Annotated in this window: 16 protein-coding genes and 1 tRNA gene; 10 read left to right on the top strand and 7 right to left on the bottom strand. The window is 65.3% G+C overall.

All coding sequences use genetic code 11. The annotated features are described in order from the left end of the window. Window positions 1-51 precede the first annotated feature (51 nt). The gene (gene recF / locus SPHV1_RS11385; RefSeq protein ID WP_054946152.1) at window positions 52-1,146 is read left to right on the top strand and encodes a DNA replication/repair protein RecF; all 1,095 of its coding nucleotides are present in this window, start codon (window positions 52-54) and stop codon (window positions 1,144-1,146) included. 47 nt (window positions 1,147-1,193) lie between these two features. Here the strand turns inward: recF and SPHV1_RS11380 are convergent, their stop codons facing one another. Then, entirely contained in the window at window positions 1,194-1,949 is a 756-nt protein-coding gene (locus SPHV1_RS11380) for an arylesterase (protein ID WP_054946151.1), read from the bottom strand. A 64-nt stretch (window positions 1,950-2,013) separates the two neighbouring features. Between SPHV1_RS11380 and SPHV1_RS11375 the strand changes: the two genes are divergently transcribed. Further along, window positions 2,014-2,727: an ABC transporter ATP-binding protein gene (locus SPHV1_RS11375; protein WP_054946150.1), complete on the top strand. Its 714-nt coding sequence runs from the start codon at window positions 2,014-2,016 to the stop codon at window positions 2,725-2,727. Continuing rightward, window positions 2,724-5,246, top strand: coding sequence for an ABC transporter permease (locus SPHV1_RS11370; protein ID WP_054946149.1), 2,523 nt, complete (start codon window positions 2,724-2,726; stop codon window positions 5,244-5,246). The genes SPHV1_RS11375 and SPHV1_RS11370 overlap by 4 nt, the downstream gene beginning before the upstream one ends. Here the strand turns inward: SPHV1_RS11370 and SPHV1_RS11365 are convergent. Beyond that, on the bottom strand, window positions 5,243-5,698 hold the full coding sequence (locus SPHV1_RS11365; RefSeq protein WP_054946148.1) for a DUF805 domain-containing protein: 456 nt from the start codon (window positions 5,696-5,698) through the stop codon (window positions 5,243-5,245). The two genes, SPHV1_RS11370 and SPHV1_RS11365, sit on opposite strands and share 4 nt — an antisense overlap. A gap of 202 nt (window positions 5,699-5,900) precedes the next feature. After that, entirely contained in the window at window positions 5,901-8,543 is a 2,643-nt protein-coding gene (locus tag SPHV1_RS11360) for a TonB-dependent receptor (RefSeq protein ID WP_054946147.1), read from the bottom strand. 295 nt (window positions 8,544-8,838) lie between these two features. Here SPHV1_RS11360 and typA point away from each other — a divergent pair, with 295 nt between their 5' ends. The 3 genes from typA (at window position 8,839) to SPHV1_RS11345 (ending at window position 12,724) form a co-directional block, all read left to right on the top strand. Then, entirely contained in the window at window positions 8,839-10,671 is a 1,833-nt protein-coding gene (typA, locus tag SPHV1_RS11355) for a translational GTPase TypA (protein WP_054946146.1), read from the top strand. Between the two features lie 269 nt (window positions 10,672-10,940). Continuing rightward, window positions 10,941-11,426 carry a hypothetical protein gene (locus SPHV1_RS11350; protein WP_054946145.1) on the top strand — a complete coding sequence of 162 codons (486 nt, stop codon included), beginning with the start codon at window positions 10,941-10,943 and terminating at the stop codon, window positions 11,424-11,426. A gap of 140 nt (window positions 11,427-11,566) precedes the next feature. Beyond that, the gene (locus SPHV1_RS11345) at window positions 11,567-12,724 is read left to right on the top strand and encodes a glycosyltransferase family 1 protein (protein WP_054946185.1); all 1,158 of its coding nucleotides are present in this window, start codon (window positions 11,567-11,569) and stop codon (window positions 12,722-12,724) included. Between the two features lie 16 nt (window positions 12,725-12,740). Here the strand turns inward: SPHV1_RS11345 and SPHV1_RS11340 are convergent, their stop codons facing one another. Then, window positions 12,741-13,178, bottom strand: coding sequence for a hypothetical protein (locus tag SPHV1_RS11340; protein ID WP_054946144.1), 438 nt, complete (start codon window positions 13,176-13,178; stop codon window positions 12,741-12,743). Window positions 13,179-13,269: 91 nt separating this feature from the next. On the opposite strand from SPHV1_RS11340, the gene SPHV1_RS11335 reads away from it, so the two are divergent. From SPHV1_RS11335 to SPHV1_RS11320, 4 genes are all read left to right on the top strand, one after another. Next, the gene (locus SPHV1_RS11335; RefSeq protein WP_054946143.1) at window positions 13,270-14,589 is read left to right on the top strand and encodes a replication-associated recombination protein A; all 1,320 of its coding nucleotides are present in this window, start codon (window positions 13,270-13,272) and stop codon (window positions 14,587-14,589) included. Next, complete coding sequence (locus SPHV1_RS11330; RefSeq protein ID WP_054946184.1) at window positions 14,586-15,494, top strand: hypothetical protein; 909 nt, start codon at window positions 14,586-14,588, stop codon at window positions 15,492-15,494. Before SPHV1_RS11335 ends, SPHV1_RS11330 begins: the two co-directional genes overlap by 4 nt. An 80-nt stretch (window positions 15,495-15,574) precedes the next feature. After that, window positions 15,575-17,305 carry a DUF885 domain-containing protein gene (locus tag SPHV1_RS11325; RefSeq protein ID WP_054946142.1) on the top strand — a complete coding sequence of 577 codons (1,731 nt, stop codon included), beginning with the start codon at window positions 15,575-15,577 and terminating at the stop codon, window positions 17,303-17,305. A 106-nt stretch (window positions 17,306-17,411) separates the two neighbouring features. Further along, window positions 17,412-17,487: transfer RNA gene (locus tag SPHV1_RS11320), tRNA-Thr, on the top strand. Window positions 17,488-17,599: 112 nt separating this feature from the next. Here the strand turns inward: SPHV1_RS11320 and SPHV1_RS11315 are convergent. The 3 genes from SPHV1_RS11315 to gdhA all read right to left on the bottom strand — a co-directional run bounded on the left by SPHV1_RS11315 (window position 17,600) and on the right by gdhA (window position 20,456). Further along, the gene (locus SPHV1_RS11315; protein WP_054946141.1) at window positions 17,600-18,202 is read right to left on the bottom strand and encodes a response regulator transcription factor; all 603 of its coding nucleotides are present in this window, start codon (window positions 18,200-18,202) and stop codon (window positions 17,600-17,602) included. 264 nt (window positions 18,203-18,466) lie between these two features. Beyond that, on the bottom strand, window positions 18,467-19,084 hold the full coding sequence (locus SPHV1_RS11310; protein ID WP_054946140.1) for a Pycsar system effector family protein: 618 nt from the start codon (window positions 19,082-19,084) through the stop codon (window positions 18,467-18,469). Between the two features lie 16 nt (window positions 19,085-19,100). Beyond that, on the bottom strand, window positions 19,101-20,456 hold the full coding sequence (gdhA, locus tag SPHV1_RS11305; RefSeq protein WP_054946139.1) for an NADP-specific glutamate dehydrogenase: 1,356 nt from the start codon (window positions 20,454-20,456) through the stop codon (window positions 19,101-19,103). Window positions 20,457-20,521 lie beyond the last annotated feature (65 nt).

The following is a 20,521-nucleotide window of genomic DNA, read 5'->3' as shown; positions in this document are numbered from 1 at the left end:
GCCTGCAAGCGGGGTCGCAATGACGGCATTGAGCGGCTAGGCACGCGGGCGATGGCCCTGGACCGCATCCTCCTGTCCCGTTTCCGCAACCACCGCGAGACCGCGGTGGAAGGCACGGCGCAGTTCAACCTGCTGGTCGGGGAGAACGGCGCGGGCAAGACCAATGTGCTCGAAGCGATCTCGCTGATGGCCCCGGGGCGCGGCCTGCGCCGGGCTGGCCTTGCCGACATGCCCGCGCAAGGCAGCGAAGGCGGCTTTGCCGTCAGCGCCTCCCTGATGACGCCGGATGGAGAACCGGTCCGGCTCGGCACCGGCGTCTCCGCCGAGCGCCCCGGACGCCGCCTCGTCCAGATCAACGGCGCCGAAGCTCCGGCGGTAAGGCTGGCCGAATGGCTCTCCATAGGCTGGCTGACCCCCGCGATGGACCGCCTTTTCGTCGAAGGAGCCGGGGCGCGGCGGCGGTTCCTCGACCGCTTGGTGCTGGCGGTGCGGCCCGACCATGCCGGGCACGCGACCCGCCTCGAAAATGCCCTGCGCGAACGCAACCGCCTGCTCTGCGACGACATGCCGCCCGATTCGCGCTGGCTCGATGCCATCGAGCTTCAGATCGCCGAAGCCGGCGCGGCCGTCGCCTCTGCCCGTGCGGATCTCGTCGCCCAGCTCGACGCGACGCTGATGGCCCTGCCGGATTCTCCCTTCGCGCGCCCCTCGCTCGCCTACCAGCCGGGCGGTCCGATCGAGGCAGACGCCCTGGCCCGCGCCTTGCGGGAGGGACGGCCGCGCGACCGGGCGGCACAGCGCACCCTGACCGGCCCGCACCGCGACGAAGTGGCGGTGACCATGGCCGGCAAGGGCCAGGCCGCCGCCGAGTGCTCGACCGGTGAACAGAAGGCTATGCTGATCGCGATCACGCTCGCCCACTCGCAGCTGCTGGAAGATACCAGCGGCAGCCGCCCGCGCCTGCTGCTGCTCGACGAAGTTGCCGCCCATCTCGACCCCGTGCGCCGCGAAGCCCTGTTCGACCGCCTGCGCGCGGGCTCAGCGCAGGTCTGGCTGACCGGAACCGAACTCGCTCCCTTCGATGCCATTGCGGCCGAAGCCGCCGTCTGGGAAGTCCGGGCCGGCGCGGTCCGCCGGTTGGGGTAAGAGGAGCGGCTTTACCCGCCCATCCTGCGCAGGGATGACGCCTGAGATCAGGGCGCAATCCTCTCCTCACCAGCAGAGGCGGTTGGCGGCACGGCCTTCTCGTCACCCTGCGCCGCTTCGGAAGCTTCGGCTTCCGCGCCGGTCGGCAGGGCATCGGCCACATCGTCCACCGTCGCCGTCACGATGGCATCCACGCCAAGCGCGGTCGGATGCATGTGGTCCTCCTGCATCAGGTCCGGCTTGTCGATCACCGGCTGGAGGAAGAAGGGCACCAGCGCCGCGTCGTACTTTTCCGCGAGCTGGGCATAGATCGGGTTGAACTTCGCCGCGTAGTCCTTGCCCAGGTTCGGCGCGGCAAGCATGCCGAGCAGGACAACCTTGATGTTCTCCTGCTTGAGGCGCTGCAGGATCGCTTCGAGGTTGTTGCGCGTCGTTGCCGGGGGCAGCCCACGCAGCATGTCGTTACCGCCCAGACTGATGATGGCCAGTTCGGGCTTTTCCTTCTGGCTGCTCAGTGTGAAGTCCAGCCGCTCCAGCCCGGCCTCGGTGGTGTCGCCAGAAACCCCGGCATTGATGACCCGCGCATTGATGCCGCGCCCACGCAGCGCCTGCTCGAGCCGGTCGGGATAGCTTTCGCCATCGTTGAGACCGTATCCGGCAAGCAGGGAATCCCCGAAGGCGAGGATCGGGCGCTCCGGTCCCATGACCGGGATGGCCGGCGGCGCTTCGAGCGCACTCATGGTCTCTTCGGCAACCGGCGGCGTCGCGGCCTTGTCGCAGGCGGCGAGCGCCAGCGGGAGCATGAGCAGGGAAATTGTCAGTGCGCGCAAGGCTTTCTCCTTGTAGGATCGCCCTTTGCTATCCCATATGGGGGCGGTGACAAGCCTTTCCCGACATTCCAACGCCTCCATCGTTGCCCGTGACCTGCGCCTGACGCTGGGCAGCGGAGGCAGCGCCGTCGAAATCCTCAAGGGTGTCGACCTGACCGTGCCGCAAGGCCAGACCCTTGCCCTGCTTGGCCCGTCCGGCTCGGGCAAGTCGTCGCTGATGTCGGTCCTGTCCGGACTGGAACGGGCAAGTTCGGGCAGTTTGTCGGTTGCCGGCGAGGATTTCGCCGGGATGGACGAGGACGCGCTGGCCCGTGCCCGGCGCGGCCGCATCGGCGTGGTCCTGCAGGCCTTCCACCTGCTGCCGACGATGACCGCATTGGAAAACGTGGCGACACCCTTGGAACTTGCCGGGATGTCCTCGGCCCGCCAGCGCGCCGAAGAGGAACTGGCCGCCGTCGGCCTCGACCATCGCCTCACCCACTATCCCGCGCAATTGTCCGGCGGTGAACAGCAGCGCGTGGCCATCGCCCGCGCCCTCGCCGCGCGGCCTTCGCTGGTCTTCGCTGACGAGCCGACCGGCAATCTCGATGCTCGAACCGGTTCGACGATCATCGACCTGCTCTTCGCCCGGCGCGAGGAAAGCGGCGCGACACTGCTGATCATCACCCACGACGAAAACCTTGCCAGCCATTGCGAACGGATCGTCACCATCGCCGACGGGCGCATCGCCAGCGACACGATGCCGGCATGAGCGCAAGTCTGCCCTGGGCAACTGCCTGGACCATCGCGCGGCGCGATCTTTCGGCGCGGTTCAAGGGGCTGCGGCTGCTGCTCGTCTGCCTGTTCCTGGGCGTGGGCGCGATTGCGGCCATCGGCACGCTGACCGGCTCGATCGAGAGCGAACTGGCAACGCGCGGGCGGCAGATCCTGGGCGGTGACGTCGAATTGCGGGTCTGGCAGCGCGGGCTGACCGAGGCCGAACGCAAGGTCCTGCAGCCGCTCGGCACGATTTCCAATGGCCTGCGAATGCAGGCGATTGCCCAGAAGGGCGATCTCACCGCCCCGGTGGCCCTCAAGGCAGTCGACGGGGACTGGCCGCTCTACGGCAAACTCACCCTGCGCGACGGACGCAAGGTCGGCGCACCGCCCGAGGGGACGGTCTGGATCGCGCAAGGCACGGCCGAGCGGCTGGGCGTGAAAGTGGGAGACAGCTTCCGGCTGGGCGGCCAGCCGCAGAAAGTCGGGGGGATCATCGCTTCCGATCCCGAACAGCTCGGCGAAGGCTTCTCGCTGGGCGACACCGCGATCTCGGCCATCGGCCTGCCCGAACGCGCCGGACTGACCGCGCCGGGTGCCATGTACCGCAGCGCGATCCGCCTCAAGCTGAAAGGCGGACGCAATCCCGACGCTGTCAAGGAGCAGATCGAGAAGCGCTTCCCCGATGCCGGTTTCGAAATCCGCACCCGCGACCGGGCCGCACCCTCGACCGAGCGCTTCGTGCGCCACATGGGCGAATTCCTCGTCCTCGTCGGACTGGCCGCGCTCGTCATCGCGGGCATCGGTATCGGTGGCGGGGTTTCCTCCTACCTCGAGGCCCGGCGCAACTCGATTGCCACGCTCAAGGTGCTGGGCGCGACCAGCGGCGACATCGCGCGGATCTACCTGCTGCAAGTCGGCGTCGCCGCCTTGGCGGGCAGTCTTGCAGGACTGCTGGCGGGCGTGCTGGTCACGCCGCTGCTGGCCGAGGCGCTCGGCTCCCTGTTGCCGGTCGACACGGGCTTCACCGTGTCCCCCGTGGCCCTCGCCACGGCTGCGGCCTACGGTCTCCTCGTCGCGCTGGTCTTTGCCGCGCCGCCACTGGCGCGGGCACGTTCCTTCCCGGCGATGGCGCTGATGCGCGCGCGGGTTTCGCCGCTTTCGGCCGACCGCAAGGCCCTGCTGCTGCCGGTCGGCCTTGGCCTTGCCGCGATTGTCGCCCTGGCCCTGCTCAATGCCGCGCAGCCGATGGTAACATCCGGCTTCCTGGCAGGCGCGGCGCTGATGCTGGGCATTCTGGCGCTGCTCGGCCATGGCATCGGATTTCTGGCAAGACGCCTGCCACGGCCTGCCAACCCGATGCTGCGGGCCGGACTGGCGAACCTGCACCGCCCGGGCGCGCAGACCGGCGCACTGGTCACCGCGCTCGGCTTCGGCCTCTCTGCCTTCGTCCTTATCGCCGGGGTCCAGACCAGCCTTGATGCCAATATCCGCCGCACCTTGCCGGCACGCGCGCCGGACTTCTTCGTGCTCGACGTGCCGCAGGACCGCGCTGGCGAATTCCGCAATGCCGTCGAGCAGACCGTCCCTGGCGCCGGATTGAAGCTGGTGCCCAACATGCGCGGACGGATCATCGCCTATGGCCCCAGGGACCACATGACGCGCGTCTCCGACCTCGAGGAGATTCCCGAGGGCGCCTGGGCCCTGCGCGGCGAACGCGGTCTGACCTATTCGGTGAACGTGCCCGACGGCAGCACGGTGACCTCCGGAAAATGGTGGCCCGAGCTCTATCGCGGCGAGCCGCTCGTCTCGCTCGACGAGGAGTTCGCCAATATCGTCGGCCTCAAGGTGGGCGACTACGTGACCATCGGTCTGCTCGGCGTGGAACGGACCGCGAAGGTCGCCGCGCTGCGCCGGATCGACTGGGACACGATGGGCTTCAACTTCGTGCTGGTCTTCTCACCCAATGCCCTTGCCGATGCGCCGCACAAGCTGGCCGCAACCATCGAAGTGCCACCCGGCACGTCGACCGCAGGATTGCTGCCGAAGCTGGCGCGCGCATTCCCGTCGAGTTCGGTCATCGAGACCGGCAGCATCCTGCGCGAGGCGCGAGATCTGCTCGGCCAGATGTCGGTCGCGATCCTTGCCGCGGCATCGGTTGCAGTGCTGGCGGGGCTGGCAGTGCTGTTCGGCGCCATCGCCGCCGCGCGCGCCAGCCGGACCTATGACAACGTGATCCTGCGTGTGCTGGGCGCGAGCCGGGCCCAGCTTCTGGCCCTGCAAGTGGCGGAATACGGCCTGATCGCGCTGGTCCTCGCCCTCGTCGCGCTGGCAAGCGGCAGCGCCATGGCCTGGGCGGTGATCGTCAAGCTGTTCGAATTCGAATGGCTGCCCGACTGGTCCCGCGTCATCGCAGTGCTGTGCGCCGGGCTTGCCCTCATCCTGACTTTCGCGCTCGCCGGTTCGCTGCCGCTCCTGCGGGCGAAACCGGCGCGCGCGCTCAGGGAGCTTTAGGCGAAGACCTGCGCCCCCGTCGGGTCCTTGGGATCTTCGCCGAAACGGTTCGGGCCGGGCGTGCCGGGCAGGAACATGATCACGATCAGCGCGATGTTCGCGATGAAGCCGACCAGCGGCACCATGCTCAAGACGATGAAGCCCAGGTACCACCAGCCGCTCATGTCGCGGTCATGCAGGCGGCGAACCGTGACCGCGATGCTTGGTACGATCACCGCAAGACCGTAAATGCCGATCAGGGCGAGCGGCAGCATGGTTCCCGCGCTGAACAGGGCCCCGGTGACATCGCCGCCAGCCAAGGCCGAGAACGACAGGCCCATCACGCCGGCCAGAACCCCCAACAGGGCGATGACGATGACGTTGAGCAGGGTGAAAGCCCAGTATTCCATGCGCCGCGAACGGCCGGAGAATTCGGCGTAGCGCCGAAACGGCATGAACATGTATTCGATCATGTAGGGCCCCTCTCGATAGAATTGCCGCACTATAGTCCAGTTCACTCCTCCGGCAAGTTAACGCCCTGGCAGCGGGCGAGACGCAGGAGCAGAAGGCCCGACGCAGAAAAAAGGGATGCAAAACCGCCTGGCTTCGCACCCCTGCATCAGTCAGCCGGTCCCGCGTCTCCTCCCTTGCCGCGGGTCAGCCTGCGCCTTCGCCTCAGAAGCGATAGCGCGCCGCCACGCCGTAAGTGCGCGGCTGGTTCGGGTAGCCGGAAATCGAGCCAGGCTGCGCCGGGCTGTCGAATATCTGCAGGATCGTCCGGTCGTTGAGCAGGTTGCGGCCCCATACCGACAGTTCTACGCCGCTCGCCATCGCATAAGTCAGCGAGGCGCTCAGCTCATTGATGTCCTGCTTGAAGTCGCGCGCCGCCTGGATCGCGGCGGTGGCATCGACGATGGCTCCGCTCGTATCCGTCACAGTCAGCCCGGGCAGGCCCTCCACCAGCATGAACGGCGCTTCGTAGTGATAATCGCTGCGCAGGATCAGAGCATCGCCGTTGCCGATCTCCTGCCTGTACTGGCCGCCGAAGGTGACCGAGAGCGGCGAATATCCCGGCGGCGTCGAACCGCTGATATCGCCCACGCCCGACTCCACGAAGCTGTTGTACTTGCCGTCGAGGTAGGTCATCGACAGGCTCAGGAGGAGCGGCTCGACCGGCTTTGCCGTGCCTTCGAACTCAATGCCGAAGACCGACTGCTTGCCTGCATTGGCGAGCAGGAAGCCCGAACCGGTAAAGATGTTCGACTGGAAGTTCCTGATGGTCTGCTTGAACACCGCAAGGTTGGCGGTAACAAGGCCCCAGTCCCCCTTCAGGCCGGCTTCGTAGACCGTCGAATCCTCCGGGTTGGCATAGCGACTGCCAGCCCGCAGGTTGGTGACGGCCAGCCCCTGCTGTCGCAAAGCGGCGAGATCGGTCGCGGTCGGACGGCTGTCGCGCGAGAGATTGACCGAAGCCGCCTTGTAGCCCGTCGCAAAGCTGGCATAGACGTTCACCGAAGGCGTCAGGTCATAGGCAACGCGAGCGGTGAAGCTGAAATCGCCGTCGCCGACCTTGCCGGCTTCCACGGCATTGGGCACGTTCATGAACGGCGGGAAGTACTGCAGATCCCGCAGCGGGGCGAGCGGATTGGCAGCCGGGTTGTTGGCATTGGCTGCCGCGTAATTGGCGGCGTCGCTCGCCGAAAAACCCTGCTGGAGCGCCCCTTGATACAGCAGCACCTGACGGAAAGGCGCGTAAGCCGCGGCATCCAGATCAATGCTCGCGAAAGTATCGTCCGATGTCGTTCCGGTCGCGAAGCGCTTCTTGTCGTGGGTATAGTTGAGCCCGCCCGTCACGGTCAGGCCCGGGGCGACCTCGAAGTCGAGCTGGCCGAAGAACGAATAGGCCTCGTTCTTGAGCTTGTAGGCTTCGGTCAGGCCGGTGCCCGGCGTATAGAACGTGCCGACATACTTCGTCGGATCGCCTTCCAGCGCACCGAAGGTCGTCTCCAGCGTCGGGATGCTCAGCGCACCGCCCGAAAGGCTTTGGACGAGGAAATTGGCATAGCCGCGTGCGTCGGTGCCCCAGAAGACTTCGTTGTTCTGGTCGATCTTCTCGTTGAAGTAGTAGGCGCCGAGAAGGCCGTGGACCCGCTCCCCAAGGTCGAAGTTCGCCCGCAGTTCCTGGGTGAAGGTCTTGATCCGCAGGTCCTGGAAATTGCGCTCCAGAAGGTCCGCGCTCGAAAAGTCGGAATCCTGGTCGGTCACGATGTTGGATCGACGATAGGAGGTGATCGAGGTCAGCTGGACATCGCCAAGGTCATAGTCGACCTGCCCGGAAAGGCCCCAGTTCTCGATGTCGTTGGTCGAGAGCCGGTTGTTGTAGGTGAAGTTGTCGAATTTCTCGTCCGGCTGGTTCACCGCGCCGCCCAGCGCGAAGATCGCCGCCGTCGGCAGGGCCTGACGCAGATTGACCGCGGCACAGCAATTCTCGTCGATCTTGCCGTAGTCGCCGATCAGGCGAACCTGCAGATTGTCGTGGTTGTCGAACAGCAACTGACCCCGGGTGAACCAGCGGTCGCGGTCGTTGGTGCGTTTGCCGGTGCCAAGGTCGCGGACCATGCCGTCGCGCCTGTTGAGCCCGCCGGCCAGGCTCACCGCGATCGTGTCGCTGATCGGCCCGGTGACGCGGCCCTTGAAGGTCACGGCATCGTAGTTGCCGTAAGTCGCCTCGAAATTGCCACCGAGTTCGAACCGGGGCTTCATCGTGACGATGGAGATCACGCCGGCCGAAGCATTCTTGCCGAACAGCGTCGATTGCGGCCCGCGCAACACTTCGATCCGCTCCACGTCCGGGAAGTCGGCGATCATCGAGGCGGAGCGAGACCGATAGACGCCGTCGACGAAGAGGCCCACCGAAGGCTCGATCCCGGCATTGTTGGCGCCATTGCCGAAGCCGCGGATGTAGAAGTTCGTGTTGGCCGAGCTTTGCAGCTGGTTCACGCGCAGCGAGGGCACGAGTGTCTGCAGATCCTTCAGATCGCGCACCTGCGCCCGCTCGATGGTCTCGCCACTGGTTACCGCAACGGAGACCGGCACATCCTGCAAGGTCTGCTCGCGCTTGGTCGCAGTCACGATGATTTCGTCGGCGGAAAGCGTGGAGCCTTCAGCGTCCTGGGCCATGGCGGCGGGCGTCAAGACACAAGCCGCCGCGGCAACGCCAGTCATCAGGCCAACACGTTCGAATTGACGGCGACGCGCCGTGGTCGCTCCGCGCGCACGGAAGAACTCCGCGGCGGCGGTTGCAGAAAAGCCTTTCATGCCATCCTCGCTGTACAAACCCGTCGGGCGGCCTGCGTCTATCGCTGCACAGTACGCGCCGCATTCAATGCTTCGACAATTACGAGGGAATTCAACGCGACACAATTAAGTCGTTGCCATCTTCGACAAATAGGCGATGCTTGTGGCACGCGCGCCACAGCAATTGTTCAATTGTCCGCACAAGCAGTACCGCTTGCCGGAATCACTCGCATCGGCTAAGGGCGCGGCAATTTTGCGGTGCAGCAAACAGCACCGCGATGATGCCATTTGGCCCCCTCGAATTGTAAGGCTAACGATGTCCGCCCCGCTTCCCTTGCGCAATATCGCGATCATTGCGCACGTCGACCACGGCAAGACCACGCTTGTGGACCAGCTTTTCCGCCAGTCCGGCACCTTCCGCGACAACCAGCGCGTGGAAGAGCGCGCGATGGACTCCAACGACCTCGAGAAGGAACGCGGGATCACCATTCTCGCGAAGCCGACCTCGATCGAGTGGAACGGCTACCGCATCAACATCGTCGACACGCCGGGCCACGCCGACTTCGGCGCCGAGGTGGAGCGCATCCTCTCGATGGTCGACGGCGTGATCCTTCTGGTCGACAGCTCGGAAGGCGCGATGCCGCAGACCAAGTTCGTCACCGGCAAGGCGCTCGGCCTCGGCCTCAAGCCGATCGTCGTCGTCAACAAGATCGACCGCCCCGACGGCCGTCATGACGAAGTTCTCGACGAAGTGTTCGACCTCTTCGTCAGCCTCGACGCCAATGACGAGCAGCTCGACTTCCCGACTCTCTACGCCTCGGGCCGCAACGGCTACGCCAGCTACGACCCGCTCGCCCGCGAGGGTACGCTGACCCCGCTGTTCGAGAAGATCGTCGAACACGTCCCCGCGCCGAACCTCGACGTGGACGCGCCGTTCTCGTTCCTCGCGACGCTGCTCGACCGCGACAACTTCATGGGCCGCGTGCTGACCGGCCGCGTCCAGTCGGGCACGCTCAAGGTCAACGACCCGATCCGCGCCATCGACATGGACGGCAAGGTGATCGAGACCGGCCGCGCCACCAAGGTCCTGACCTTCCGCGGCCTCGACCGCGTGCCGGTGGACGAAGCCCGCGCCGGTGACATCATCGCCCTCGCCGGCCTCGAAAAGGCCACCGTTTCGAACACGATCGCCGATCCCTCGGTCACCGATGCGATCCAGGCCCAGCCGATCGATCCGCCGACGCTGGCCATGCGCTTTGCCGTCAACGACTCGCCGCTCGCGGGCCGTGAAGGCGACAAGGTCACCAGCCGCATGATCCGCGACCGCCTGATGCGCGAAGCGGAAACCAACGTTGCCATCCGCGTCACCGAATCCGCCGACAAGGACAGCTTCGAAGTTGCCGGCCGCGGCGAACTCCAGCTCGGCGTCCTGATCGAGACGATGCGCCGCGAAGGCTTCGAGCTCGGCATCAGCCGTCCGCGCGTGCTGTTCGGCACCGACGAGGCAGGCAACCGCACCGAACCGTATGAAACTGTCGTGATCGACGTCGATGACGAATACTCTGGCACCGTCGTCGAGAAGATGCAGCGCCGCAAGGCCGAGCTGACCGACATGCGTCCCTCGGGTGCCGGCAAGACCCGCATCACCTTCTCGGCCCCGTCGCGCGGCCTGATCGGCTACCACGGCGAGTTCCTTTCGGACACCCGCGGCACCGGCATCATGAACCGCCTGTTCGAGAAGTACGACGCGCACAAGGGCGCCATCGAGGGCCGCCTTAACGGCGTGCTGATCTCGAACGGCACCGGCGAAGCGGTTGGCTATGCGCTCAACTCGCTGGAAGACCGCGGCGTGCTCTTCGTTAAGCCGCAGGAAAAGATCTACGAGGGCATGATCATCGGCGAAAACGCCAAGCCCGACGATCTCGAAGTCAACCCGATGAAGTCGAAGCAGCTGACGAACTTCCGTTCGACCGGCAAGGACGACGCCATCCGCCTGACCCCGCCGCGGGTCATGACGCTCGAGCAGGCGATCGCCTACATCGACGACGACGAAATGGTCGAAGTCACGCCGCAGTCGATCCGTCTGCGCAAGGCGATCCTCGATCCGCACGAGCGCAAGAAGGCCAGCCGCAAGAAGGAAGCGGCGTAAACCGATCCAAAAAGCCTCCCCGGGCCATCTCGGGGAGGCTTTTTTCTTGGTGCGGGTCAGGCCGATTCGCCCGCAGACCTCGGCTCGCCCTGAGCCTGCCGAAGCGTACAATGCGTCACTGCACAATCGGCTTGCCGCGCGCGCGGCACGGCCTGTTACAAATTGCGACAGGTTCAGTGCCGGTTCAGTCCCGGCCGGCCATGGTCTCCCTCTAACGTGCCCACCGATACCGCCGTCACCCGGTTGGCCATCCGAAGGGAGACGCCCACATGAAATCCAGACTGAAATCCCTCGCCACCAAACTCGGCCTCGGTGCCGTGCTGGCGGCCTCGACGCTTGCCATGGCCGCACCGGTCGAGGCGCATGACCGTCGACACGGCGGCGACGACGCAGCCATTGCGATCGGTGCGGGCCTGATCGGCCTCGCGGTCGGCGCAGCGCTGGCCGACGATGGCGACCGTTATTACTACGACCGCGATTACTACCCCTCGCGCCGCTATGTGACCGTGCGTGACCATCCGGGGTATTACTATTACTACGAGGGTCGTCCGAACCGTTATTACCGCGACCGCTACTACGATCGTTATTACGGACGCTATTATCGGGAACGCTGGAGCCGTGGCCACGACTGGGGTCGGGACCGCCACGACTGGCGCCACGACCGCCGTGACTGGCGCCATGATCGCCGCGACTGGCGCCGTGATCGCCGTTATCATGACCGGGATGACCGCTACGAACGGCGCTATCGTCACTGACCGGCCCATGCGGCAAATCCAGGCGGGCGTCCCTGCGTGACATAAACGCAAGCCGCGCCCTATTTCGTTCATCTTCGGATGCCATCCAGAACCTCTCCCCCTCGCCAAGCGAGGCGGGGGAGGCTATGGCGCTCGCCACCATGGACACCGCCGACCTGCGCATCGCCCTGTTTTCGGGCAACTACAATTACGTTCGTGACGGGGCCAACCAGGCCCTCAACCGTCTCGCCGAGTATCTCCTGCGCCAGGGCGCCAAGGTGCGCGTCTATGCGCCGGTGGTGCCCCAACCCGCATTCGAACCGACTGGCGACCTGATCGGCGTGCACTCCATGCCCATTCCCTCGCGCTCGGAATATCGCATCCCGCTTTCGATCCTCGGCAAGGCGCGCAAGGATCTCAAGGCCTTCGCGCCCAACATCGTCCACGTCTCCTCACCCGACCCGGTAGGCCACCAGGCCGTGACCTGGGCGCGCAAGCGCGACCTGCCGGTGCTGGCCTCGGTCCATACCCGCTTCGAAACCTACTTGCGCTACTACAACATGGCCTGGGGCGAACCGGTCGTCGAGGCGATCCTGCGCCGCTTCTATCGCCGCTGCGACGCTCTGGTCGCGCCGTCCGAATCGATGGCGCAACTCCTGCGCGAACAGCGCATGAACTATGACGTCTCCATCTGGTCGCGCGGTGTCGACCGCGAGATCTTCCACCCGGGCCGCCGCGACCTCGACTGGCGCCGCTCCCACGGTATTGCGGACGACGAAGTGGCGATCGGCTTCCTTGGCCGGCTGGTGATGGAAAAGGGCCTCGACGTCTTTTCCGACACGCTCGACGAACTGCGCCGCCGCAACGTCAAGTACAAGGTCCTCGTAATTGGCGAAGGCCCGGCCCGCGAATGGTTCGAAGCGCGCCTGCCCGGCGCCGCTTTCGTCGGCTTCCAGCAGGGTGCCGACCTGGGCCGTGCCGTCGCCTGCATGGACCTGCTGTTCAATCCCTCGGTCACCGAGACCTTCGGCAATGTCACGCTGGAGGCGATGGCCTGCGGCCTGCCCGTCGTCGCCGCCGCCGCGACCGGCAGCCAGAGCCTCGTCGATGATCGCGTTTCCGGCCGCCTGCTGCCGCCCGGCGCAATCCACCAGTTCGCCGAGGCGCTCAAGTCCTACATCGAGGACCCGGCTCTGCGGCTCGCCCACGGCAGGGCCGGCGAGGATCGCGCCGCCGAGTTCAGCTGGGACAAGATCAACCAGGCCGTCGCCGACACCTACATCCGCCTGATCCGCCAGAAGCCCGGCACCCGGGCCTGACCGCGCGCCGGCGCTCTCAGCTCAGCACGCCGCGCACCCGCATGCGCACGGCGAACCACAGCAGGGCAATGGCGACGATCCAGATCAGCGCGGTCATCGCAAGTCCGCCCGCTCCGGTGACGGTCGCGGGCGCCTCGCCGGTCCACTGGTAGACCGTTGTCAGCGCAAGACCCAGCAGCGAAGCGGCAAAAGCCGCGATAGTCCAGCGTGAACGCATGACCAGCAGGACCGAACCGAGCAGCGCGGCCCAGGCCCCCAGCGCCCATGCAACGATCGCCCAGCCGGGAAACGAGTCGACATAGTCGATCATTTCGGGCGGAAACTGCGCAAGGTAGGTCGGGCTGCGCGTCACCGTCAGGGTGAAGTCGAGGCAGCCGAAGGCATTCCATGGGATCGACAGCAGCGCTGCCGCCCAGAAGTGCCACGGGGGCCTGACGTTGGTCCGCTCGTCCATCGCATCCCCTTTTCGCATTTCCTTGTGAGCGCAAGCCTATCGCGCTCGGCAGGCCGGTGCAATTGCGCGCGACTCTCGCTAGATAAGCCCCATGGCCGACCTGTTTGCCGACGATATTCCCGCCACGCCTCGCGACGAACCGCGCGAGGATGCTCCGCTCGCCGATCGGCTGCGGCCGCGCACCCTGGCCGATGTGGTCGGACAGGAGCACCTGACCGGGCCGGAAGGCGCGATCGGGCGCATGGTCGCTGCCGGGCGCCTGTCCTCGATGATCCTGTGGGGGCCGCCGGGCACCGGCAAGACCAGCACAGCGCGGCTGCTGGCAGATGCCGTGGGGATGCGCTTTGCCGCGGTCTCCGCCGTTTTTTCGGGCGTCGCGGATCTCAAGAAGGCCTTCGCAGAGGCCGAAGTGGCGGCCAGGGCCGGGCAGCGGACCCTGCTCTTCGTAGACGAGATCCACCGCTTCAACCGGGCCCAGCAGGATGGCTTCCTGCCCTTCGTCGAGCGCGGCACCGTAACCCTGGTCGGGGCGACCACCGAGAACCCCAGCTTCGCGCTCAACGCCGCTTTGCTCAGCCGGGCGCAAGTGCTGATCCTGCACCGCCTCGACGCAGATGCCCTGGGCGCTCTGCTCGACAAGGCCGAAGCGCTTGAAGGCCCCCTGCCCCTCGATGCCGACGCGCGCGAGGCGCTGATCGCCTCGGCCGATGGCGACGGCCGCTTCCTGCTCAACCAGGCCGAAACGCTCTATGCCGCCAAGATCGCGGAAAAGCTCGATCCGGCCGGGCTCGGCCAGTTCCTGCAACGGCGCATGGCCGTCTACGACAAGGACCGCGACGGCCACTACAACCTGATCTCGGCTCTGCACAAAAGCCTGCGCGGTTCCGATCCGCAGGCCGCGCTCTATTACCTTGCCCGGATGTTGACGGCAGGCGAGGAACCGCTCTACGTCCTGCGCCGGCTGGTACGCTTCGCCTCGGAAGACGTCGGACTGGCCGACCCGCAAGCACTGGTCCAGTGCCTTGCCGCGAAAGACGCCTACGAATTCCTCGGCTCGCCCGAAGGCGAACTGGCGATCGTGCAGGCCTGCCTCTACCTCGCCACCGCGCCCAAGTCGAACGCAGCTTACATGGCCTTCAAGTCCTCGTTCCGCAGCGCGAAGGAAACCGGCTCGCTCAGCCCGCCCGCCAATATCCTCAACGCGCCGACCAAGCTGATGAAGGACATCGGCTACGGCAAGGACTACGCCTACGACCACGACGCGCCAGACGGCTTTTCCGGCGACAACTACTGGCCCGAAGAGATGGATCCGCAGACCTACTATGCGCCGGTCGAGCGCGGCTTCGAACGCGAGATCCTCAAGCGCATCGACTGGTGGAACCGCAAGCGCGCCGAGCGGCGCGAGCAGTGAGCGCGGCAGCGCAAGACGCGCCGCGCTTCCGGCACTTCGTGGCGATCGACTGGTCCGGCGCCATCGGCACCCGGCAGAAAGGGATCGCCGTGGGCCTGTGCGACCTGACCGGCGCCGCGCCGCAAGCCCTGCACCCTGCCCATCACCCCGTATGGTCGCGCCGCGACGTGCTCGACTTCCTGCGCAACGACCTTCCCGATGACACGCTGGTCGGGCTGGACCTCGGCATCTCGCTGCCTTTCGCCGATGCCGGGGCCTTCTTCCCGGGCTGGGCCGAAAGCCCGGATCATGCGCGTGGCCTGTGGGCCCTGATCGATGCAGTCTGCGAAAGGGATGCAGACCTGTGCGCCACCAGCTTCGTCGATCACGCGCAGGCCAGCGCCTATTTTCGCCGCCATGGCGGGCGCGAGGGTGCGCAGTTCCACCTGCCCGACGCCGCGCACCGGCGCGGACGCATGCGCGTGACCGAAGAGGCGCAGGCCCGGGCAGGCTGCAAGCCCTATTCGAACTTCAACCTCGTCGGCGCGGCGCAAGTCGGCAAGTCCAGCCTGACCGGGATGCGCATGCTCCATCGCCTTGGCGGCACGGTGCCGGTCTGGCCCATCGACCCGCTGCCGGCGCACGGCTCCGTCATCGTCGAGATCTACACGACGCTCGCTGCGGTAGCCGCGGGCCGCTCGGCCTCGCGCGCCAAGATGACGACGTTCGAAGCGCTGTCAGATGCCCTTGCAGCGCTGGGTTCGCCGCCTGTTGCAGGTAGCGGCCCGATCGACGACCACACCACCGACGCGCTGCTCACCGCCGCCTGGTTGCGCCGCGCCGCCTTCGATCCGGCGCTCTGGCAACCGGCTGAACTGACGCCGGAATTGGCCCGCACAGAAGGCTGGACCTTCGGCGCGGCATAGACCACAACCTGTCGCATCGAGGGCGCCCCTCCCCCCGGTCCGGGCGTCGCTCCACCAAACCGATAGGGACACACTATCTCATGAAACACAGACTGCTGGCCGGCCTCGCCTGCCTTGCAATGGGAGGCTGTGCAACCGCCGCGCCCCCACCTGAAACGCCAATGGCTGCCGCGCCTGCGGCCGAAGCCCCCGCAAGTGCATGGAAGGCCTTCGTCCAGAAGACCATCGAGGGCTGGATGGCCGAAGACCCGGCCTTCGCCGTCTATCAGGGCGCGCACCAGTTCGACGGCAGGCTGCCCGACTGGAGCGAGGCCGGTCTCGCCAAGCGCGCGGCCTTCCTCCACTCGGTGATAGATCAGGCCAATGCCTTCACCGGCCTGTCCGAGGCCGACCGGTTCGAGCGCGATTACCTCGTGCAGGTAGCCAAGGGCAGCCTGTTCTGGATCGAAGACGCGGACCAGCCGCACACCAACCCGACCTGGTACATCAACGGCGGGCTCGACCCGAATGTCTATGTCAGCCGCAACTATGCCGACAAGGCGACGCGGATGAAGGCGATGATCAGCTTCTTCAAGGCCGTGCCGATGGCCGCGAAGAATATCCGCGCCAACCTAAAGTCGCAGATGCCCGCCAGCTTCATCAGGCTGGGCGTCGCCGGCTTCGGCGGCTTCGCGGAATACTATCGCGGCGATGCCCGCGCCGCCTTTGCCGACGTGCAGGACCCGGCGCTGCAGGCCGAGTTCAAGGCCACGTCCGAAGCCGCGGCGAATGCGATGCAGCAGCTTGCGGACTGGCTTGCCACGGCCACGCCGACGCAGGACTACGCATTGGGCGCCGCGCGTTTCTCGCGCATGCTGGCCGCGACCGAAGCGGTCGACGCCCCGCTGGACACGCTCGAGGCCGTTGGCCGGGCCGATCTCAAGCGCAACCAGGAAGCGTTGCAGAAGGCTTGCGCCGCCTATGCTCCGGACAAGGACATTCAAGGCTGCTTCGACAAGATGCGGGCCGACAAGCCCGAAGGCGGACCGGTCGCCGCCGCGCGCAAGCAGATCCCCGATCTCACCGCCTTCGTGCGCGCGCACGACCTCGTCACGATTCCCGGCACCGAGCAGGCGCTGGTCGAGGAAAGTCCGCCCTACAACCGGCAGAACTCCGCCTACATCGACCCGCCCGGACCGTTCGAGAAGGGCATCCCCTCAATCTATTACATCTCGCCGCCCGACCCTTCGTGGTCGAAGCAGAAACAGCAGGACTACATTCCGGGGAAGAACGACCTGATGTTCACCTCGGTGCATGAAGTCATGCCCGGCCACTTCCTGCAGTTCCTCCACTCCAACCGCTCGCCGTCATGGGTGGGCCGCCTGTGGGTTGGCTATGCCTTCGCCGAAGGCTGGGCGCACTATGCCGAGGAAATGATGTGGGATGCCGGCCTTGGCGACGGCGATCCCGGTGTCCACGTCGGTGAGCTCTCCAACGCCCTGCTGCGCAATTGCCGCTATCTGTCGGCAATCGGGCTGCACGCACGCGGCATGACGCAGGAGCAATCCAAGCGCATGTTCATGACCGAGTGCTACCAGGACGAAGGCACAGCCGAACAGCAGGCCGCGCGCGGAACCTATGATCCGGCCTACCTCAACTACACGCTGGGCAAGCTGATGATTCGCAAGCTGCGCGACGACTGGACCGCCAGCCGCGGCGGCCGCGGCGCATGGAAGCAGTTCCACGACACTTTCCTGAGCTACGGCGGCCCGCCAATCCCGCTGGTGCGGAAGGCCATGATGCACGAAGACGCGCCCCACGCCGTCTTCTGATCCAAAAGCGTTCGCACCGAACGCACAAAACTCTGGACCGGCGCCCCTGCCTCGCGGTAAGGGCGCCGGACTTGTTTCGTGCAGCCGTCATCGCGCGGCGCACCGGGCCGGCTTAGCTCAGTTGGTAGAGCACCTGATTTGTAATCAGGGGGCCACGGGTTCGAATCCTGTAGCCGGCACCACTTCACTCTCCGCCAATACGAACAAGCCCGCCCAAACCCGACGGTTCGAGCGGGCCTGCGTGAATTCACGTGTTGCCTGTACACCCCTCTTCAGGCGCCCGGACACGCAGGTTCAGATGATGCGCGCCTCGATCAAGAGGCGGATGGCGGCGTTGATGCCGACGTCGCCCAGCTTGGTGAGCAGGTTTGCGCGGTGGATTTCCACGGTGCGGTGGCTGATTGCGAGCTGTTCGGCGACGGCGCGGTTGGTCAGGCCCTGGGCGAGACCTTCGAGCACTTCCATTTCGCGGCGCGTCAGGCTTTCTATCGACTTCTTGGCCCGGATCGCACGCGAGCGGATGTGGCCGATGCGGCCTATGGAGACACGCGCTTCCTCAACCGTCTTGCAGAATTCGTCGACGTTGGTCGGGCTGTCGCTGTAGCCTACCGCGCCTTCGTTCACGGCGCGCACGATCTGCGATGTCGTGGGATCTTCGGCGAAGGCGACGAAGGGGAGCCACTTTTCCATCTGCAGCATGAGATGGGTCAGCTTCGAGATATTGCCGTTATCGTCCGCAATCAGGATCATGCCGGCATCCGGCCAGCGGGATGCGAGTTCCTCGACCGCCTCGAAAGGAACGATATAGATGCCGCGCTTCGACATTTCGTAACTGACCGTCGCGCGGCGCTTCTGATTCTCATCCACCAGAAACAGGTGGAAATTCCCTTGGTACATTAATTGTCGACCCCTGTTTTTTTGCCCGATTTGCTGGACGAACAGGGGCGCCACCCGCACCGGTCGGAGCGCTTCCCACGTTCACCCACCCCATTTAGCTATATCTCGAGTTATCTCGACGAGGTAAGCCTAGGCAACTACGTAATCACACGTATGGGGAGGTCGAAGCGAATTAAAATTCTGAAATATCGTCGCAACCAACTGGATTGAAATGGCTTTTCGCAAAGCGAATTTTTGCGACGAATTGAGGAAATTTCGCCTAATTCAGCTTTGCGCAGCGAATCCGAGGATCTCTGCGGCATTCTCCAGCACGAATGCGACGAAGGCGAGGACAAGGCCGATCCGGAACGAGCGAAAGGCATAGGACAGGTAGCGGTACTTCTTGCGCTGGAGCACCACGCCGTTCTGGTAGATGTCCCGCAGCATCGTGCTCAGCACCCGGCCATCGGTTTCCGCCCGTTGCATGAGGCGGTCGATGAATTCCTCCTGCGGCAGTCCGGTAAAGACCCCGAAGAAGAGAAGATTGTCCAGTTCATCGTCGGACAGCTTGGGCGGAGTCACCTTGGGCGTCACTGCCGCCATGGCGAACAGCGCCGACAGGAAGGCCGAAAGTACGAGGATGAGCAGAGAGACGCGGTAATTGCCGCCGCCGAACGCGCTCACCGACAGGGTGAACACGAGGAAGGTCACGCCCATCAGGATATTCGCCTTGTGATCGGCCATCTGGCTGAGCACGGCATGATTGGTCATCGCAGTGCGCACCATGTGGATGGCGTGCACCGAATAGGTCCTGTCGTCGTAAAGCCCGGCCTGCCTGCGGTCGGGCTCATGCCGGGCAGGCATGTCCGAAGCGGTTCCTTCTGGCTGCACCGTTTCGGACATGCCCACTCCAGTCCTGTTACACCACGCCGAACGCCAGCATGGCATCGGCCACCTTCTTGAACCCGGCGATATTTGCGCCGCGCACATAATCGACATAGCCGCCACCGCGTTCGCCGTAAGTCAGGCAGCGGGAATGGATGCCGGACATGATGTCCTTGAGCATCTGCTGCAATTCGGCCTCGGTCCAGGGACGGCGGCCTGAATTCTGGCTCATTTCGAGGCCCGACACTGCCACGCCGCCGGCATTGGCGGCCTTGCCCGGGGCGAACATGATCTTGGCGTCCTTGAAGACGTGCACCGCTTCGAGGTCGGAGGGCATGTTCGCACCTTCCGATACGGCGATGCAGCCATTGGCGACGAGCGCGCGGGCATCCGCGCCGTTGAGTTCGTTCTGCGTCGCGCAGGGCAGCGCAACATCGCAGGCGACGTTCCACGGCGTCTTGCCCTCGTGATACGATGCACCCTTGAACTCGTCCACGTATTCGCTGATGCGGCCGCGGCGGTGGGTCTTGTGGTGTTTGACCCAGTTGATCTTATCGAGGGTCAGCCCGTCGGGATCGTAGATGAACCCGCCCGAGTCCGAAAGCGTCACCGGCTTGCCGCCCATGTGGACGATCTTCTCCGCCGCATGGGTGGCTACGTTGCCCGAGCCCGAGATCACCGCGATCTTGCCATCGAGATCGAGCCCGCGCGCCGCCAGCATTTCGCCAAGGAAATAGACCGCGCCGTAGCCGGTCGCCTCCGGGCGGATCAGCGAACCACCATATTCGAGGCCCTTGCCGGTCAGCACCCCGGTGAAGTGGTTGGTGATGCGCTTGTACTGGCCGAACATGTAGCCGATCTCACGCCCGCCCACACCGATATCGCCGGCAGGAACGTCGACGTCGGCGCCGATGTGGCGATAAAGTTCGGTCATGAAGGACTGGCAGAAGCGCATGATCTCGCGCACCGACTTGCCCTTCGGATTGAAATTCGATCCGCCCTTGCCGCCGCCCATCGGCAGGCCGGTCAGCGCATTCTTGAAGGTCTGCTCGAACGCGAGGAACTTCAGGACGCTTTCGTTGACGCTGGGATGGAAGCGCAGGCCGCCCTTGTATGGACCGATGGCATTGTTGTTCTGGACGCGCCAGCCGCGCTGGACGCGGATGTTGCCATTGTCGTCTTCCCAGCAGACACGGAAGGAGACGACGCGGTCCGGCTCTGCAATGCGCCGCAGGATCTGCTGTTCGTGATACTGTTCCTTGTCGGCGATAAATTCGAAGATGTCTTCCGCAACTTCCTGCACGGCCTGAACGAACTCGGGCTGGTAGGGATTACGGCGCTTCACGCCTTCCATAAACGCGTTGAAATCAACGTGGTCGGTGACGGCCATGATTAATCTCCCTTTACTATGTTCAGTACTTCCAGCGTCGTTCGCGCAGTTCTGTTGCACGAGAA

The organism is Novosphingobium sp. KN65.2, from assembly GCF_001368935.1.
In the GTDB taxonomy this organism is placed as follows: domain Bacteria; phylum Pseudomonadota; class Alphaproteobacteria; order Sphingomonadales; family Sphingomonadaceae; genus Novosphingobium; species Novosphingobium mathurense.
This window is presented reverse-complemented; position numbering and strand designations above follow the sequence as displayed.

What these genes read in the sequence shown, in the direction of transcription:
- recF (WP_054946152.1), top strand. Translation starts at nt 52, where the DNA reads ATGGCCCTGGACCGCATCCTCCTGTCCCGTTTCCGCAACCACCGCGAG.
- SPHV1_RS11380 (WP_054946151.1), bottom strand. Translation starts at nt 1,949, where the DNA reads ATGCTCCCGCTGGCGCTCGCCGCCTGCGACAAGGCCGCGACGCCGCCG.
- SPHV1_RS11375 (WP_054946150.1), top strand. Translation starts at nt 2,014, where the DNA reads ATGGGGGCGGTGACAAGCCTTTCCCGACATTCCAACGCCTCCATCGTT.
- SPHV1_RS11370 (WP_054946149.1), top strand. Translation starts at nt 2,724, where the DNA reads ATGAGCGCAAGTCTGCCCTGGGCAACTGCCTGGACCATCGCGCGGCGC.
- SPHV1_RS11365 (WP_054946148.1), bottom strand. Translation starts at nt 5,698, where the DNA reads ATGATCGAATACATGTTCATGCCGTTTCGGCGCTACGCCGAATTCTCC.
- SPHV1_RS11360 (WP_054946147.1), bottom strand. Translation starts at nt 8,543, where the DNA reads ATGAAAGGCTTTTCTGCAACCGCCGCCGCGGAGTTCTTCCGTGCGCGC.
- typA (WP_054946146.1), top strand. Translation starts at nt 8,839, where the DNA reads ATGTCCGCCCCGCTTCCCTTGCGCAATATCGCGATCATTGCGCACGTC.
- SPHV1_RS11350 (WP_054946145.1), top strand. Translation starts at nt 10,941, where the DNA reads ATGAAATCCAGACTGAAATCCCTCGCCACCAAACTCGGCCTCGGTGCC.
- SPHV1_RS11345 (WP_054946185.1), top strand. Translation starts at nt 11,567, where the DNA reads ATGGACACCGCCGACCTGCGCATCGCCCTGTTTTCGGGCAACTACAAT.
- SPHV1_RS11340 (WP_054946144.1), bottom strand. Translation starts at nt 13,178, where the DNA reads ATGGACGAGCGGACCAACGTCAGGCCCCCGTGGCACTTCTGGGCGGCA.
- SPHV1_RS11335 (WP_054946143.1), top strand. Translation starts at nt 13,270, where the DNA reads ATGGCCGACCTGTTTGCCGACGATATTCCCGCCACGCCTCGCGACGAA.
- SPHV1_RS11325 (WP_054946142.1), top strand. Translation starts at nt 15,575, where the DNA reads ATGAAACACAGACTGCTGGCCGGCCTCGCCTGCCTTGCAATGGGAGGC.
- SPHV1_RS11315 (WP_054946141.1), bottom strand. Translation starts at nt 18,202, where the DNA reads ATGTACCAAGGGAATTTCCACCTGTTTCTGGTGGATGAGAATCAGAAG.
- SPHV1_RS11310 (WP_054946140.1), bottom strand. Translation starts at nt 19,084, where the DNA reads ATGTCCGAAACGGTGCAGCCAGAAGGAACCGCTTCGGACATGCCTGCC.
- gdhA (WP_054946139.1), bottom strand. Translation starts at nt 20,456, where the DNA reads ATGGCCGTCACCGACCACGTTGATTTCAACGCGTTTATGGAAGGCGTG.